Source organism: Streptomyces sp. NPDC020299, from assembly GCF_044387825.1.
Lineage (GTDB): Bacteria > Actinomycetota > Actinomycetes > Streptomycetales > Streptomycetaceae > Streptomyces.
Map to the genome: position 1 here is coordinate 69,361 of NZ_JBIRWL010000032.1, position 12,274 is coordinate 81,634.

Genomic DNA, 12,274 nt, shown 5'->3' on the forward strand with positions numbered 1-12,274 from the left:
GGTTGAGATGCCTCGTAGCTTGAAGAAGGGACCCTTCGTCGACGACCACCTGGTGAAGAAGGTGGACGCTCAGAACGAAGCCGGTACCAAGAACGTCATCAAGACCTGGTCCCGCCGCTCCATGATCATCCCGGCGATGCTCGGCCACACGATCGCGGTGCACAACGGCAAGACCCACATCCCGGTGTTTGTCACCGAGTCGATGGTCGGCCACAAGCTCGGCGAGTTCTCGCCGACGCGCACCTTCCGGGGTCACGTCAAGGACGACCGGAAGTCGAAGCGCCGCTAGTAGCGGGGTGGAATGACCATGACAGACACTGGAAGGACAACCATGGAAGCCAGGGCCCAGGCGCGGTACATCCGCGTCACGCCCATGAAGGCCCGCCGCGTGGTGGACCTTATCCGTGGCATGGACGCCACGGAGGCTCAGGCGGTCCTGCGTTTCGCCCCGCAGGCCGCGAGCGTGCCGGTCGGCAAGGTGCTGGACAGCGCCATTGCCAACGCCGCGCACAACTACGACCACACCGACGCCGACAGCCTCTTCATCTCCGAGGCGTACGTCGACGAGGGCCCGACCCTGAAGCGGTTCCGTCCGCGCGCCCAGGGCCGTGCCTACCGGATCCGCAAGCGGACCAGCCACATCACCGTGGTCGTCAGCAGCAAGGAAGGAACCCGGTAATGGGCCAGAAGGTAAACCCGCACGGGTTCCGGCTCGGTGTCACGACCGACTTCAAGTCGCGTTGGTACGCCGACAAGCTGTACAAGGACTACGTCAAGGAAGACGTCGCCATCCGTCGGATGATGACGTCCGGCATGGAGCGCGCCGGCATCTCCAAGGTCGAGATCGAGCGCACCCGTGACCGCGTGCGTGTGGACATCCACACCGCTCGTCCGGGCATCGTCATCGGCCGCCGTGGCGCCGAGGCCGACCGCATCCGCGGTGACCTCGAGAAGCTCACCGGCAAGCAGGTCCAGCTGAACATCCTCGAGGTCAAGAGCCCCGAGACCGACGCTCAGCTGGTTGCCCAGGCCGTCGCCGAGCAGCTCTCCTCCCGCGTCTCCTTCCGCCGTGCCATGCGCAAGAGCATGCAGGGCACGATGAAGGCCGGCGCCAAGGGCATCAAGATCCAGTGCGGTGGCCGCCTCGGTGGCGCCGAGATGTCCCGCTCGGAGTTCTACCGCGAGGGCCGTGTGCCCCTGCACACGCTCCGCGCGAACGTGGACTACGGCTTCTTCGAGGCCAAGACGACCTTCGGCCGCATCGGTGTGAAGGTCTGGATCTACAAGGGCGACGTCAAGAACATCGCCGAGGTCCGCGCCGAGAACGCCGCGGCCCGCGCGGGCAACCGCCCGGCCCGTGGTGGCGCCGACCGCCCGGCCCGTGGTGGCCGCGGTGGCGAGCGTCGTGGTCGCAAGCCGCAGCAGGCCGGCGGCGCCGAGGCCCCCAAGGCCGAGGCTCCCGCGTCCGCTCCGGCTGAGGCGCCGTCCTCTTCTACTGGCGGAACGGAGGCCTGACCGAAATGCTGATCCCCCGTAGGGTCAAGCACCGCAAGCAGCACCACCCGAAGCGCCGTGGTCAGGCCAAGGGCGGTACGACGGTTGCGTTCGGCGAGTACGGCATCCAGGCCCTCACGCCGGCGTACGTGACCAACCGCCAGATCGAGGCGGCCCGTATCGCGATGACCCGCCACATCAAGCGTGGCGGCAAGGTCTGGATCAACATCTACCCGGACCGCCCGCTGACCAAGAAGCCCGCCGAGACCCGCATGGGTTCCGGTAAGGGTTCGCCGGAGTGGTGGATCGCGAACGTTCACCCGGGTCGGGTGATGTTCGAGCTGTCCTACCCGAACGAGAAGATCGCCCGTGAGGCGCTCCTTCGCGCGGCCCACAAGCTGCCGATGAAGTGCCGGATCGTCAAGCGCGAGGCAGGTGAAGCGTGATGTCGGCCGGTACCAAGGCGTCCGAGCTGCGCGAGCTGGGCAACGAGGAGCTTCTTGGCAAGCTCCGCGAGGCCAAGGAAGAGCTGTTCAACCTCCGCTTCCAGGCGGCGACCGGTCAGCTCGAGAACCACGGTCGGCTGAAGGCCGTCCGTAAGGACATCGCGCGGATCTACACCCTGATGCGTGAGCGCGAGCTGGGCATCGAGACGGTGGAGAGCGCCTGATGAGTGAGAGCAACGTGACTGAGCAGACTGCAGAGGCCCGCGGCTTCCGCAAGACCCGTGAGGGTCTCGTCGTCAGCGACAAGATGGACAAGACCGTCGTCGTCGCCGTCGAGGACCGCGTCAAGCACGCGCTGTACGGCAAGGTCATCCGCCGTACCAACAAGCTCAAGGCGCACGACGAGCAGAACGCCGCGGGTGTCGGCGACCGCGTCCTCCTCATGGAGACCCGGCCGCTGTCCGCGACGAAGCGCTGGCGCGTCGTCGAGATCCTCGAGAAGGCCAAGTAGGTAATTCCCGCAAGGGAATTCCAAAAAGTAGGTTCCTGCGGGCAAACCCGCAGGACAGTTCCGCCAGGCTCGGCAGGGGCTCTCGTAACTGAGGCCCCTGCCGGGAACCGGCAGACAAACAGGAGATAGACGTGATCCAGCAGGAGTCGCGACTGCGCGTCGCCGACAACACTGGTGCGAAGGAGATCCTTTGCATCCGTGTGCTCGGTGGCTCCGGTCGCCGCTACGCGGGCATCGGTGACGTCATCGTCGCCACCGTCAAGGACGCGATCCCCGGCGGCAACGTGAAGAAGGGTGACGTCATCAAGGCGGTCATCGTTCGCACCGTCAAGGAGCGCCGCCGTCCGGACGGCTCGTACATCCGCTTCGACGAGAACGCCGCCGTCATTCTGAAGAACGACGGCGACCCTCGCGGCACCCGCATCTTCGGCCCGGTCGGGCGTGAGCTGCGCGAGAAGAAGTTCATGAAGATCATCTCGCTGGCTCCGGAGGTGCTGTAAGCATGAAGATCAAGAAGGGCGACCTGGTCCAGGTCATCACCGGTAAGGACAAGGGCAAGCAGGGCAAGGTCATCGCGGCCTACCCCCGCGAGGACCGCGTCCTGGTCGAGGGTGTCAACCGGGTCAAGAAGCACACCAAGGCCGGCCCGACCGCTCGCGGTTCGCAGGCCGGCGGCATCGTCACGACCGAGGCGCCCGTCCACGTCTCCAACGTCCAGCTGGTCGTTGAGAAGGACGGCAACAAGGTCGTCACGCGTGTCGGTTACCGCTTCGACGACGAAGGCAACAAGATCCGCGTTGCCAAGCGGACGGGTGAGGACATCTGATGACGACCACCACCAGCCCGCGTCTGAAGCAGAAGTACCGCGAGGAGATCGCGGGCAAGCTGCGTGACGAGTTCAAGTACGAGAACGTCATGCAGATCCCCGGCCTCGTCAAGATCGTGGTCAACATGGGTGTGGGCGACGCCGCCCGCGACTCCAAGCTGATCGAGGGCGCCATCCGCGACCTCACCACGATCACCGGTCAGAAGCCGGCCGTCACCAAGGCCCGCAAGTCCATCGCGCAGTTCAAGCTGCGTGAGGGTCAGCCGATCGGTGCCCACGTCACGCTCCGTGGCGACCGCATGTGGGAGTTCCTGGACCGCACCCTGTCGCTCGCGCTGCCGCGCATCCGCGACTTCCGCGGCCTGTCCCCCAAGCAGTTCGACGGCCGTGGCAACTACACCTTCGGTCTCACGGAGCAGGTCATGTTCCACGAGATCGACCAGGACAAGATCGACCGTACCCGGGGCATGGACATCACCGTGGTCACCACGGCGACCAACGACGCTGAGGGCCGCGCGCTCCTTCGTCACCTCGGCTTCCCGTTCAAGGAGGCGTGAGCGAGATGGCGAAGAAGGCTCTGATTGCCAAGGCTGCTCGCAAGCCCAAGTTCGGTGTGCGTGGCTACACCCGCTGCCAGCGCTGCGGCCGTCCGCACTCCGTGTACCGCAAGTTCGGCCTGTGCCGCGTGTGCCTTCGTGAGATGGCTCACCGTGGCGAGCTGCCGGGCGTGACCAAGAGCTCCTGGTAGTCCCGGTAATTCGGGATTCCCAAGGCTCTCGGTAAGCAGATAGGGCGGTAAGACGCCCACTTCACATGCCTTAGGCTTGTGGGGTTGGGCGTCTGTCGCCGCCCATACGACTTACTACGCCGTAGGTCCACCGCGCCGCACCCGTCCCGTCTCGGATCGGGGAGAGGGATGGCGCACCAGGAAACCCCGGCGAGAGAGGCCGAAGGCCAATTCATGACCATGACTGATCCGATCGCAGACATGCTTACGCGTCTGCGGAACGCGAACTCGGCATACCACGACTCCGTGACGATGCCGGCATCGAAGATCAAGTCGCACATCGCGGAGATCCTCCAGCAGGAGGGCTTCATCACGGGCTGGAAGGTCGAGGACGCCGAGGTCGGCAAGAACCTCGTTCTCGAGCTGAAGTTCGGCCCGAACCGTGAGCGCTCCATCGCGGGCATCAAGCGGATCTCCAAGCCCGGTCTCCGGGTGTACGCGAAGTCCACCAACCTGCCGAAGGTGCTGGGCGGCCTCGGCGTGGCGATCATCTCCACGTCGCACGGGCTCCTCACCGACAAGCAGGCCGGCAAGAAGGGCGTGGGTGGGGAAGTCCTCGCCTACGTCTGGTAGCGGAAGGGAACGGAGGAAACAGCTATGTCGCGTATTGGCAAGCTCCCCATCACGGTTCCCGCCGGCGTGGACGTCACCATCGACGGCCGTACGGTCTCGGTCAAGGGCCCCAAGGGCACGCTGACCCACACCATCGTCGCGCCGATCGACATCGCCAAGGGTGAGGACGGCGTTCTCAACGTCACCCGCCCCAACGACGAGCGTCAGAACAAGGCCCTGCACGGCCTGTCCCGCACGCTGGTGGCGAACATGATCACCGGCGTGACCCAGGGTTACGTGAAGAAGCTCGAGATCAGCGGTGTCGGTTACCGCGTCGCGGCCAAGGGTTCGAACCTGGAGTTCGCTCTCGGCTACAGCCACCCGATCACCGTCGAGGCCCCCGAGGGCATCACCTTCAAGGTGGAGGCCCCCACCCGGTTCTCGGTCGAGGGCATCGACAAGCAGAAGGTCGGCGAGGTTGCGGCCAACATCCGCAAGCTGCGCAAGCCCGACCCGTACAAGGCCAAGGGCGTCAAGTACGAGGGCGAAGTCATCCGCCGCAAGGTCGGAAAGGCGGGTAAGTAAGCCATGGCATACGGGCAGAAGATCCTCAAGGGCGACGCCTACAAGCGCGCCGCGATCAAGCGCCGTCACATCCGGATCCGCAAGCGGATCGCCGGTACGGCGGAGCGTCCCCGTCTGGTCGTGACCCGCTCCAACCGCCACATCGTGGCGCAGGTGATCGACGACCTCAAGGGCCACACCCTGGCGTCCGCGTCCACCCTGGACGCGTCCGTCCGCGGTGGCGAGGGCGACAAGTCCTCGCAGGCCAAGCAGGTCGGCGCCCTGGTCGCCGAGCGTGCCAAGGCCGCCGGTGTCGAGGCTGTCGTGTTCGACCGTGGTGGCAACCAGTACGCCGGGCGCATCGCCGCCCTGGCGGACGCCGCCCGCGAAGCCGGGCTCAAGTTCTGAGCCTGCCGTAGCTAGCGGAAACAGAGAGAGGTAATTCCAATGGCTGGACCCCAGCGCCGCGGTGGCGGTGCCGGTGGCGGCGAGCGGCGGGACCGGAAGGGCCGTGACGGCGGCGCTGCTGCCGCCGAGAAGACCGCGTACGTTGAGCGCGTCGTCGCGATCAACCGCGTCGCCAAGGTTGTGAAGGGTGGTCGTCGCTTCAGCTTCACCGCGCTGGTCGTGGTGGGCGACGGTGACGGCACCGTGGGTGTCGGTTACGGCAAGGCCAAGGAGGTGCCGGCCGCCATCGCCAAGGGTGTTGAGGAGGCCAAGAAGCACTTCTTCAAGGTCCCCCGCATCCAGGGCACCATCCCCCACCCCATCCAGGGTGAGAAGGCTGCCGGCGTCGTGCTGCTCAAGCCCGCGTCCCCCGGTACCGGTGTTATCGCCGGTGGTCCGGTGCGCGCCGTGCTCGAGTGCGCCGGTATCCACGACATCCTGTCGAAGTCGCTCGGCTCCGACAACGCGATCAACATCGTGCACGCGACCGTGACGGCCCTCAAGGGTCTTCAGCGTCCCGAGGAGGTCGCGGCCCGCCGTGGTCTGCCGCTCGAGGACGTCGCCCCCGCGGCTCTTCTCCGTGCGCGTGCCGGGGCGGGTGCGTAATCATGGCGCAGCTCAAGATTACGCAGGTCAAGTCCTACATCGGCAGCAAGCAGAACCACCGTGACACCCTGCGTTCCCTTGGTCTCAAGGGCATCAACACGCAGGTCGTCAAGGAGGACCGCCCCGAGTTCCGCGGCATGGTGCACACCGTCCGCCACCTCGTGACGGTCGAGGAGGTCGACTGATCATGGCGGAGAACAACCCGCTCAAGATCCACAACCTCCGTCCCGCCCCGGGCGCCAAGACCGCCAAGACCCGTGTGGGTCGTGGTGAGGCGTCGAAGGGTAAGACGGCCGGTCGTGGTACCAAGGGCACGAAGGCCCGCTACCAGGTTCCGGAGCGCTTCGAGGGTGGGCAGATGCCCCTCCACATGCGCCTCCCGAAGCTGAAGGGCTTCAAGAACCCGTTCAAGACCGAGTACCAGGTCGTGAACCTCGACAAGCTGGCCGCGCTCTACCCCGAGGGTGGCGAGGTCACCGTCGAGGGTCTGGTGGCCAAGGGTGCCGTTCGCAAGAACAGCCTCGTCAAGGTCCTGGGCCAGGGCGAGGTCTCCGTGGCGCTCCAGGTGACGGTCGACGCCGTCTCCGGCTCCGCCAAGGAGAAGATCACCGCCGCCGGCGGTACGGTCACCGAGCTCGTCTGATCCAGTCAGGCGCCTCGATGACGTGAGCGATCCCGACCGGGGATACCCCACATTTAGGGGTATCCCCGGTTGGTCGTTCCAGAGGGCGCGGCTCGCCGGTAAGGTGGCCAGCACTGCCCACTTTCACTGGGTGCTCACATAGGGCACTCTGAGCGGGCTTTGACCGTTCCGTATTTGTCGAAACCTCAGACCGTCACCCTTGACGCAGTTGCGCGGGGGTCGCAGGAGGCACCGTGCTCACCGCGTTCGCCCGGGCGTTCAGGACGCCCGACCTGCGCAAGAAGCTGCTCTTCACGCTGGCCATCATCGTGGTCTACCGGGTCGGTACCCACGTCCCGATCCCCGGCGTCAACTACCAGGCCGTCCAGCAGTGCGTCACCGAGGCGTCCGGCAACCAGGGCATCTTCGGTCTCGTCAACATGTTCAGCGGCGGCGCGCTGCTGCAGATCACGATCTTCGCACTCGGGATCATGCCGTACATCACGGCGAGCATCATCCTGCAGCTGCTGACCGTGGTCATCCCGCGTCTGGAGGCCCTGAAGAAGGAGGGCCAGGCGGGTACCACGAAGATCACGCAGTACACCCGCTACCTGACCGTGGCGCTCGCCATCCTCCAGGGCACCGGCCTGGTGGCCACCGCCCGCAGCGGCGCCCTGTTCAACGGGTGCTCCGCCGCCGGCAGCATCGTCCCGGACCAGGCGATCTTCACCACCATCACCATGGTCATCTGCATGACCGCCGGTACGGCCGTCGTCATGTGGCTCGGTGAGCTGATCACCGACCGCGGTATCGGCAACGGCATGTCGATCCTGATGTTCATCTCGATCGCCGCGACCTTCCCGTCCTCGCTGTGGGCCATCAAGAAGCAGGGCACCCTGGCCGGCGGCTGGATCGAGTTCGGCACCGTGATCCTGGTGGGCCTGGTCATGGTCGGCCTGGTGGTCTTCGTGGAGCAGGCCCAGCGCCGTATCCCCGTGCAGTACGCGAAGCGCATGATCGGCCGCCGCTCATACGGTGGTACGTCCACCTACATCCCTTTGAAGGTGAACCAGGCGGGTGTGATTCCCGTCATCTTCGCCTCGTCGCTGCTCTACATCCCGGCGCTGGTGGCGCAGTTCTCAGGGAGTAACTCGAGCTGGAAGTCGTGGATCGAGCAGAACCTGTCCAAGGGTAATCACCCGATTTACATCACCCTGTACTTCTTGCTCATCGTGTTCTTCGCGTTCTTCTACGTGGCGATCTCCTTCAACCCCGAGGAAGTCGCCGACAACATGAAGAAGTATGGTGGCTTTATCCCGGGCATCCGGGCTGGCCGACCGACCGCTGAGTACCTCAGCTACGTGCTCAACCGGATCACCTGGCCGGGTTCGCTGTATCTGGGTCTGATCGCTCTCGTACCGACAATGGCGTTGGTCGGGTTCAACGCGAGCTCGAACTTCCCGTTCGGCGGGACCAGCATCCTGATCATCGTGGGTGTGGGTCTCGAGACGGTGAAGCAGATCGAGAGCCAGCTCCAGCAGCGCAATTACGAAGGGTTCCTCCGCTGATGCGAATCGTGCTCGTCGGGCCGCCGGGTGCCGGTAAGGGAACGCAGGCAGTACGCCTTGCCGAGAAGCTGCGCATCCCGCACATCTCCACGGGTGACCTGTTCCGCGCCAACATCAGCCAGCAGACGGAGCTCGGGAAACTCGCGAAGTCCTACATGGACGCCGGCAACCTCGTCCCGGACGAGGTCACCATCGCCATGGCCAAGGACCGCATGGAGCAGCCCGACGCCGAGGGCGGCTTCCTGCTGGACGGCTTCCCGCGCAACGTCTCCCAGGCCGAGGCGCTCGACGAGCTCCTCGAGAACGAGGGCATCAAGCTCGAAGCGGTACTCGACCTCGAGGTACCCGAGGAAGAGGTCGTGAAGCGGATCGCCGGTCGGCGGATCTGCCGCAAGGACTCCTCCCACGTCTTCCACGTGACGTACACCCCGCCGAAGCAGGAGGGCGTCTGCGACGTCTGCGGCGGTGAGCTGTACCAGCGCGACGACGACTCCGAGGAGACGGTCCGCAAGCGGCTGGAGGTCTACCACACGCAGACCGAGCCGATCATCGACTACTACAAGGTCCAGGGGCTGGTCCGTACGATCTCCTCGCTGGGTCCGGTGGACGAGATCACGCAGCGCGCGCTGGAGGCGCTCAAGCGCGAAGCGGCCGAGAACAAGTAGAGATCGCGGTACGACGACAAGGCTGCTCCGGCCCCGGCCGGAGCAGCCTTTGTCATGCCCGGCAAGGTAAGAATTTTTGCGCGACGAGAGCCGCTGGACGCCGGTGTTCACTCGGCGCTGACCGCGGTGGGGCGGTGACCGGCCCGACCACGTGTCGGCACGCCGCCGGGGGCCGTACTGTTGTGGTGTACAAGACCGGATTCCCGTGAGAGGCAGAGCTGACAGTGCAGATCAAGAGCCCCGAGCAGATCGCGAAGATGCGTGCGGCGGGGCTGGTCGTCGCCGCGATCCACGCGGCCACCCGGGAGGCGGCGGTGCCGGGTGCCAGCACCAAGGACCTGGACGAGGTCGCGCGCAAGGTGCTGGCCGAGCACAACGCCAAGCCGAACTTCCTCGGTTACGGCGGCTTCCCGGCGACGATCTGCACCTCGGTGAACGAGGTCGTCGTCCACGGCATCCCCTCCGACGACGTCGTCCTCAAGGACGGCGACATCATCTCCATCGACTGCGGCGCGATCGTCGACGGCTGGCACGGTGACGCGGCCTACACCGCCTTCGTCGGCTCCGGTCACGACCCGGAGCTGGTGGAGCTCTCCCGGGTCACGGAAGAGTCCATGTGGGCCGGCATCGCGGCGATGAAGCAGGGCAACCGCCTGGTCGACGTCTCCCGGGCGATCGAGACGTACATCCGCCGCCAGCCGAAGCCCGGCGGCGGCCGCTACGGCATCATCGAGGACTACGGCGGCCATGGCATCGGCACCGAGATGCACATGGACCCGCACCTGCTGAACTACGTCGACCGCCGCCGCGGCAAGGGCCCCAAGCTGGTCCCCGGCTTCTGCCTGGCCATCGAGCCCATGGTCTCCCTGGGCACCCCGAAGACCGAGGTCCTCTCCGACGACTGGACGGTCATCACCACCGACGGCACCTGGTCCTCCCACTGGGAACACTCCGTCGCCCTCACGGACCAGGGCCCCTTGGTCCTCACGGCCCCCGACGGCGGCAAGGCCAAGCTGGCGGAGCACGGCATCACGGTGGCGCCGGACCCTCTCGGCTGACAACGGTCCCGAGCCACGACCGCCGGCCGGAGGCCGGTGCAGCCGCTCGAAGCCAGCGAGGCGCTCCGAGCGCCGAGCCCGCGAGGGCGGCGTCAAGGAGCGGTCGGCGGCAAGGCGAAGCTGGCGGAGCACGGCATCACGGTGGCGCCGGACCCTCTCGGCTGACAACGGTCCCGAGCCACGATCGCCGGGCGGAGGCCGGCGCAGCCGCTCGAAGCCAGCGAGGCGCTCCGAGCGCCGAGCCCGCGAGGGCGGCGTCAAGGAGCGGTCGGCGGCAAGGCCAAGCTGGCGGAGCACGGCATCACGGTGGCGCCGGACCCGCTTGCCTGACGTGCTCCGCTACTCGGCGGTGTGTCTCGTGCATACCGATCTTGAGCGCCGGGCAGGCTCTCTCGATTCGTGTTTCCGGGTGCGCTGACGTAGACTGACTCGTCGGCTCTCGTGTACCCGCATGTCCGCATGCGCCCGCAAGGGAAGCAGGAGAGTCGATCAAGGTAGTCGATTCGAAGGGCGAAGCGTGGCCAAGAAGCAAGGTGCCATCGAGATCGAGGGCACTGTCGTCGAGTCTCTGCCGAACGCCATGTTCAAGGTCGAGCTCCAGAACGGCCACCAGGTCCTGGCACACATCAGCGGCAAGATGCGTATGCACTACATCCGTATCCTCCCTGACGACCGGGTCGTGGTGGAGCTGTCTCCGTACGACCTGACGCGTGGCCGAATCGTCTACCGGTACAAGTAGATCTTGCCCGAGCCCCGGGCCCGCCCGGAGCGATGGCACTGACCCGGAGAACCTCACCCAATGAAGGTCAAGCCGAGCGTCAAGAAGATCTGCGACAAGTGCAGGGTGATCCGCCGTCACGGCCGGGTCATGGTCATCTGCGAGAACCCGCGCCACAAGCAGCGCCAGGGCTGACGCACGACCGATCCCTCTGCACCTCACGCAGAGTTTCGCGCGACGCAAGCTGAATATGTTCATACGCAGGGCCCGAGTCGATCAAGGCTCGACACCCCCGGTTCGGAGGCCGGGGACCCAGTTCGTACCTAGTACGGCGGCTGGGAGCCGGTCCTGTGGAAGACCTCCGAAGATCAAACTGGAGCCATTGAATGGCACGCGTTTCCGGTGTTGATATCCCGCGCGAAAAGCGTGTGGAGATCGCCCTCACCTACGTGTTCGGCATCGGCCGGACCCTTTCGCAGCAGACGCTGGCTGCCACCGGCATCGACCCGAACACCCGCGTTCGCGACCTCTCCGAGGAGCAGCTCGTCGCGATCCGCGAGTTCGTCGACAACAACATCAAGACCGAGGGTGACCTCCGTCGCGAGATCCAGGCCGACATCCGCCGCAAGGTCGAGATCGGCACGTACCAGGGTCTGCGTCACCGCCGCGGTCTGCCCGTCCGCGGTCAGCGCACCAGCACCAACGCCCGTACCCGCAAGGGCCCGCGTCGCGCCATCGCCGGCAAGAAGAAGCCGGGCAAGAAGTAGTCCGCAGCGGACCGCCTGTCCACGGTCTTCGCTGTAGGACCGACCACCTCCCGTAGGAGTTAAGAGATGCCCCCCAAGGGACGTCAGGGCGCTGCCAAGAAGGTGCGCCGCAAGGAAAAGAAGAACGTCGCTCACGGCCACGCGCACATCAAGAGCACGTTCAACAACACGATCGTCTCGATCACGGACCCGTCCGGCAACGTGATCTCCTGGGCCTCCGCCGGCCACGTCGGCTTCAAGGGCTCCCGGAAGTCCACGCCGTTCGCCGCGCAGATGGCCGCCGAGTCGGCTGCCCGCCGCGCCCAGGAGCACGGCATGCGCAAGGTCGACGTGTTCGTCAAGGGCCCGGGTTCCGGTCGTGAGACCGCGATCCGCTCCCTGCAGGCCACGGGCCTCGAGGTCGGCTCCATCCAGGACGTCACCCCGACCCCGCACAACGGCTGCCGCCCGCCGAAGCGTCGTCGCGTCTGACGCGCAGGCTCACGGTGGGTCGGCCTCCGGCTGGGGGTGTGGGGGTCAGCCCCCACATGTCGCAGTACGGCTGCCGTCCGCCGAAGCGTCGTCGCGTCTGACGCGCAGGCTCACGGTGGGTCGGCCTCCGGCTGGGGGTGTGGGGGTCAGCCCCCACATGTCGCAGTACGGC

Annotated in this window: 23 protein-coding genes; all 23 read left to right on the forward strand. The window is 66.2% G+C overall.

The annotated features are described in order from the left end of the window. Positions 1–7 precede the first annotated feature (7 nt). Positions 8–289, forward strand: coding sequence for a 30S ribosomal protein S19 (rpsS, locus tag ACH45E_RS43735; protein WP_019888752.1), 282 nt, complete (start codon positions 8–10; stop codon positions 287–289). A gap of 42 nt (positions 290–331) precedes the next feature. After that, entirely contained in the window at positions 332–679 is a 348-nt protein-coding gene (rplV, locus tag ACH45E_RS43740) for a 50S ribosomal protein L22 (protein WP_003974262.1), read from the forward strand. Beyond that, positions 679–1,515: a 30S ribosomal protein S3 gene (gene rpsC, locus ACH45E_RS43745; protein WP_361455563.1), complete on the forward strand. Its 837-nt coding sequence runs from the start codon at positions 679–681 to the stop codon at positions 1,513–1,515. Before rplV ends, rpsC begins: the two co-directional genes overlap by 1 nt. A gap of 5 nt (positions 1,516–1,520) precedes the next feature. Continuing rightward, complete coding sequence (rplP, locus tag ACH45E_RS43750) at positions 1,521–1,940, forward strand: 50S ribosomal protein L16 (protein ID WP_132857211.1); 420 nt, start codon at positions 1,521–1,523, stop codon at positions 1,938–1,940. Further along, entirely contained in the window at positions 1,940–2,164 is a 225-nt protein-coding gene (gene rpmC, locus ACH45E_RS43755) for a 50S ribosomal protein L29 (RefSeq protein ID WP_030174543.1), read from the forward strand. Before rplP ends, rpmC begins: the two co-directional genes overlap by 1 nt. Beyond that, the gene (rpsQ, locus tag ACH45E_RS43760; RefSeq protein ID WP_003992363.1) at positions 2,164–2,451 is read left to right on the forward strand and encodes a 30S ribosomal protein S17; all 288 of its coding nucleotides are present in this window, start codon (positions 2,164–2,166) and stop codon (positions 2,449–2,451) included. Before rpmC ends, rpsQ begins: the two co-directional genes overlap by 1 nt. 131 nt (positions 2,452–2,582) lie before the next feature. Then, the gene (rplN, locus tag ACH45E_RS43765; protein WP_003992364.1) at positions 2,583–2,951 is read left to right on the forward strand and encodes a 50S ribosomal protein L14; all 369 of its coding nucleotides are present in this window, start codon (positions 2,583–2,585) and stop codon (positions 2,949–2,951) included. 2 nt (positions 2,952–2,953) lie between these two features. Continuing rightward, on the forward strand, positions 2,954–3,277 hold the full coding sequence (rplX, locus tag ACH45E_RS43770) for a 50S ribosomal protein L24 (RefSeq protein WP_030967306.1): 324 nt from the start codon (positions 2,954–2,956) through the stop codon (positions 3,275–3,277). Continuing rightward, entirely contained in the window at positions 3,277–3,834 is a 558-nt protein-coding gene (rplE, locus tag ACH45E_RS43775) for a 50S ribosomal protein L5 (protein WP_272112662.1), read from the forward strand. The genes rplX and rplE overlap by 1 nt, the downstream gene beginning before the upstream one ends. Positions 3,835–3,839: 5 nt before the next feature. Beyond that, on the forward strand, positions 3,840–4,025 hold the full coding sequence (locus tag ACH45E_RS43780) for a type Z 30S ribosomal protein S14 (protein ID WP_003948630.1): 186 nt from the start codon (positions 3,840–3,842) through the stop codon (positions 4,023–4,025). A gap of 213 nt (positions 4,026–4,238) precedes the next feature. Next, on the forward strand, positions 4,239–4,637 hold the full coding sequence (rpsH, locus tag ACH45E_RS43785) for a 30S ribosomal protein S8 (RefSeq protein WP_007384075.1): 399 nt from the start codon (positions 4,239–4,241) through the stop codon (positions 4,635–4,637). Positions 4,638–4,661: 24 nt separating this feature from the next. Next, complete coding sequence (gene rplF, locus ACH45E_RS43790; protein WP_361455558.1) at positions 4,662–5,201, forward strand: 50S ribosomal protein L6; 540 nt, start codon at positions 4,662–4,664, stop codon at positions 5,199–5,201. A gap of 3 nt (positions 5,202–5,204) precedes the next feature. Further along, a complete protein-coding gene (gene rplR / locus ACH45E_RS43795) occupies positions 5,205–5,588 on the forward strand; it encodes a 50S ribosomal protein L18 (protein ID WP_067299854.1) in 384 nt (127 codons plus the stop codon). A gap of 39 nt (positions 5,589–5,627) precedes the next feature. Beyond that, positions 5,628–6,233 (forward strand): 30S ribosomal protein S5, encoded by a 606-nt coding sequence (rpsE, locus tag ACH45E_RS43800; RefSeq protein WP_361455555.1) that lies wholly within the window; start codon positions 5,628–5,630, stop codon positions 6,231–6,233. 2 nt (positions 6,234–6,235) lie between these two features. Continuing rightward, the gene (gene rpmD / locus ACH45E_RS43805) at positions 6,236–6,418 is read left to right on the forward strand and encodes a 50S ribosomal protein L30 (RefSeq protein WP_003974250.1); all 183 of its coding nucleotides are present in this window, start codon (positions 6,236–6,238) and stop codon (positions 6,416–6,418) included. Between the two features lie 2 nt (positions 6,419–6,420). Continuing rightward, the gene (gene rplO, locus ACH45E_RS43810) at positions 6,421–6,876 is read left to right on the forward strand and encodes a 50S ribosomal protein L15 (protein WP_006140897.1); all 456 of its coding nucleotides are present in this window, start codon (positions 6,421–6,423) and stop codon (positions 6,874–6,876) included. 233 nt (positions 6,877–7,109) lie between these two features. Further along, entirely contained in the window at positions 7,110–8,423 is a 1,314-nt protein-coding gene (secY, locus tag ACH45E_RS43815; protein ID WP_361455551.1) for a preprotein translocase subunit SecY, read from the forward strand. After that, positions 8,423–9,088 carry an adenylate kinase gene (locus ACH45E_RS43820; protein ID WP_361455548.1) on the forward strand — a complete coding sequence of 222 codons (666 nt, stop codon included), beginning with the start codon at positions 8,423–8,425 and terminating at the stop codon, positions 9,086–9,088. The genes secY and ACH45E_RS43820 overlap by 1 nt, the downstream gene beginning before the upstream one ends. 218 nt (positions 9,089–9,306) lie before the next feature. Continuing rightward, positions 9,307–10,146, forward strand: a complete 840-nt coding sequence (gene map / locus ACH45E_RS43825) for a type I methionyl aminopeptidase (RefSeq protein ID WP_361455728.1) — start codon at positions 9,307–9,309, stop codon at positions 10,144–10,146. A gap of 517 nt (positions 10,147–10,663) precedes the next feature. Next, complete coding sequence (gene infA, locus ACH45E_RS43830; protein WP_003948620.1) at positions 10,664–10,885, forward strand: translation initiation factor IF-1; 222 nt, start codon at positions 10,664–10,666, stop codon at positions 10,883–10,885. A 60-nt stretch (positions 10,886–10,945) separates the two neighbouring features. Further along, positions 10,946–11,059 carry a 50S ribosomal protein L36 gene (rpmJ, locus tag ACH45E_RS43835; RefSeq protein WP_003998809.1) on the forward strand — a complete coding sequence of 38 codons (114 nt, stop codon included), beginning with the start codon at positions 10,946–10,948 and terminating at the stop codon, positions 11,057–11,059. 191 nt (positions 11,060–11,250) lie between these two features. Beyond that, entirely contained in the window at positions 11,251–11,631 is a 381-nt protein-coding gene (gene rpsM / locus ACH45E_RS43840) for a 30S ribosomal protein S13 (protein ID WP_004927207.1), read from the forward strand. A 66-nt stretch (positions 11,632–11,697) separates the two neighbouring features. After that, positions 11,698–12,102, forward strand: a complete 405-nt coding sequence (rpsK, locus tag ACH45E_RS43845; RefSeq protein WP_003956432.1) for a 30S ribosomal protein S11 — start codon at positions 11,698–11,700, stop codon at positions 12,100–12,102. Positions 12,103–12,274 lie beyond the last annotated feature (172 nt).

What these genes read in the sequence shown, in the direction of transcription:
- rplX (WP_030967306.1), top strand. Translation starts at nt 2,954, where the DNA reads ATGAAGATCAAGAAGGGCGACCTGGTCCAGGTCATCACCGGTAAGGAC.
- rpsQ (WP_003992363.1), top strand. Translation starts at nt 2,164, where the DNA reads ATGAGTGAGAGCAACGTGACTGAGCAGACTGCAGAGGCCCGCGGCTTC.
- rpmC (WP_030174543.1), top strand. Translation starts at nt 1,940, where the DNA reads ATGTCGGCCGGTACCAAGGCGTCCGAGCTGCGCGAGCTGGGCAACGAG.
- rpsM (WP_004927207.1), top strand. Translation starts at nt 11,251, where the DNA reads ATGGCACGCGTTTCCGGTGTTGATATCCCGCGCGAAAAGCGTGTGGAG.
- rpsK (WP_003956432.1), top strand. Translation starts at nt 11,698, where the DNA reads ATGCCCCCCAAGGGACGTCAGGGCGCTGCCAAGAAGGTGCGCCGCAAG.
- rplR (WP_067299854.1), top strand. Translation starts at nt 5,205, where the DNA reads ATGGCATACGGGCAGAAGATCCTCAAGGGCGACGCCTACAAGCGCGCC.
- rpsS (WP_019888752.1), top strand. Translation starts at nt 8, where the DNA reads ATGCCTCGTAGCTTGAAGAAGGGACCCTTCGTCGACGACCACCTGGTG.
- rpsC (WP_361455563.1), top strand. Translation starts at nt 679, where the DNA reads ATGGGCCAGAAGGTAAACCCGCACGGGTTCCGGCTCGGTGTCACGACC.
- rpmJ (WP_003998809.1), top strand. Translation starts at nt 10,946, where the DNA reads ATGAAGGTCAAGCCGAGCGTCAAGAAGATCTGCGACAAGTGCAGGGTG.
- rplP (WP_132857211.1), top strand. Translation starts at nt 1,521, where the DNA reads ATGCTGATCCCCCGTAGGGTCAAGCACCGCAAGCAGCACCACCCGAAG.
- rpmD (WP_003974250.1), top strand. Translation starts at nt 6,236, where the DNA reads ATGGCGCAGCTCAAGATTACGCAGGTCAAGTCCTACATCGGCAGCAAG.
- rplV (WP_003974262.1), top strand. Translation starts at nt 332, where the DNA reads ATGGAAGCCAGGGCCCAGGCGCGGTACATCCGCGTCACGCCCATGAAG.
- rplF (WP_361455558.1), top strand. Translation starts at nt 4,662, where the DNA reads ATGTCGCGTATTGGCAAGCTCCCCATCACGGTTCCCGCCGGCGTGGAC.
- ACH45E_RS43820 (WP_361455548.1), top strand. Translation starts at nt 8,423, where the DNA reads ATGCGAATCGTGCTCGTCGGGCCGCCGGGTGCCGGTAAGGGAACGCAG.
- rplE (WP_272112662.1), top strand. Translation starts at nt 3,277, where the DNA reads ATGACGACCACCACCAGCCCGCGTCTGAAGCAGAAGTACCGCGAGGAG.
- ACH45E_RS43780 (WP_003948630.1), top strand. Translation starts at nt 3,840, where the DNA reads ATGGCGAAGAAGGCTCTGATTGCCAAGGCTGCTCGCAAGCCCAAGTTC.
- rplO (WP_006140897.1), top strand. Translation starts at nt 6,421, where the DNA reads ATGGCGGAGAACAACCCGCTCAAGATCCACAACCTCCGTCCCGCCCCG.
- rpsH (WP_007384075.1), top strand. Translation starts at nt 4,239, where the DNA reads ATGACCATGACTGATCCGATCGCAGACATGCTTACGCGTCTGCGGAAC.
- rpsE (WP_361455555.1), top strand. Translation starts at nt 5,628, where the DNA reads ATGGCTGGACCCCAGCGCCGCGGTGGCGGTGCCGGTGGCGGCGAGCGG.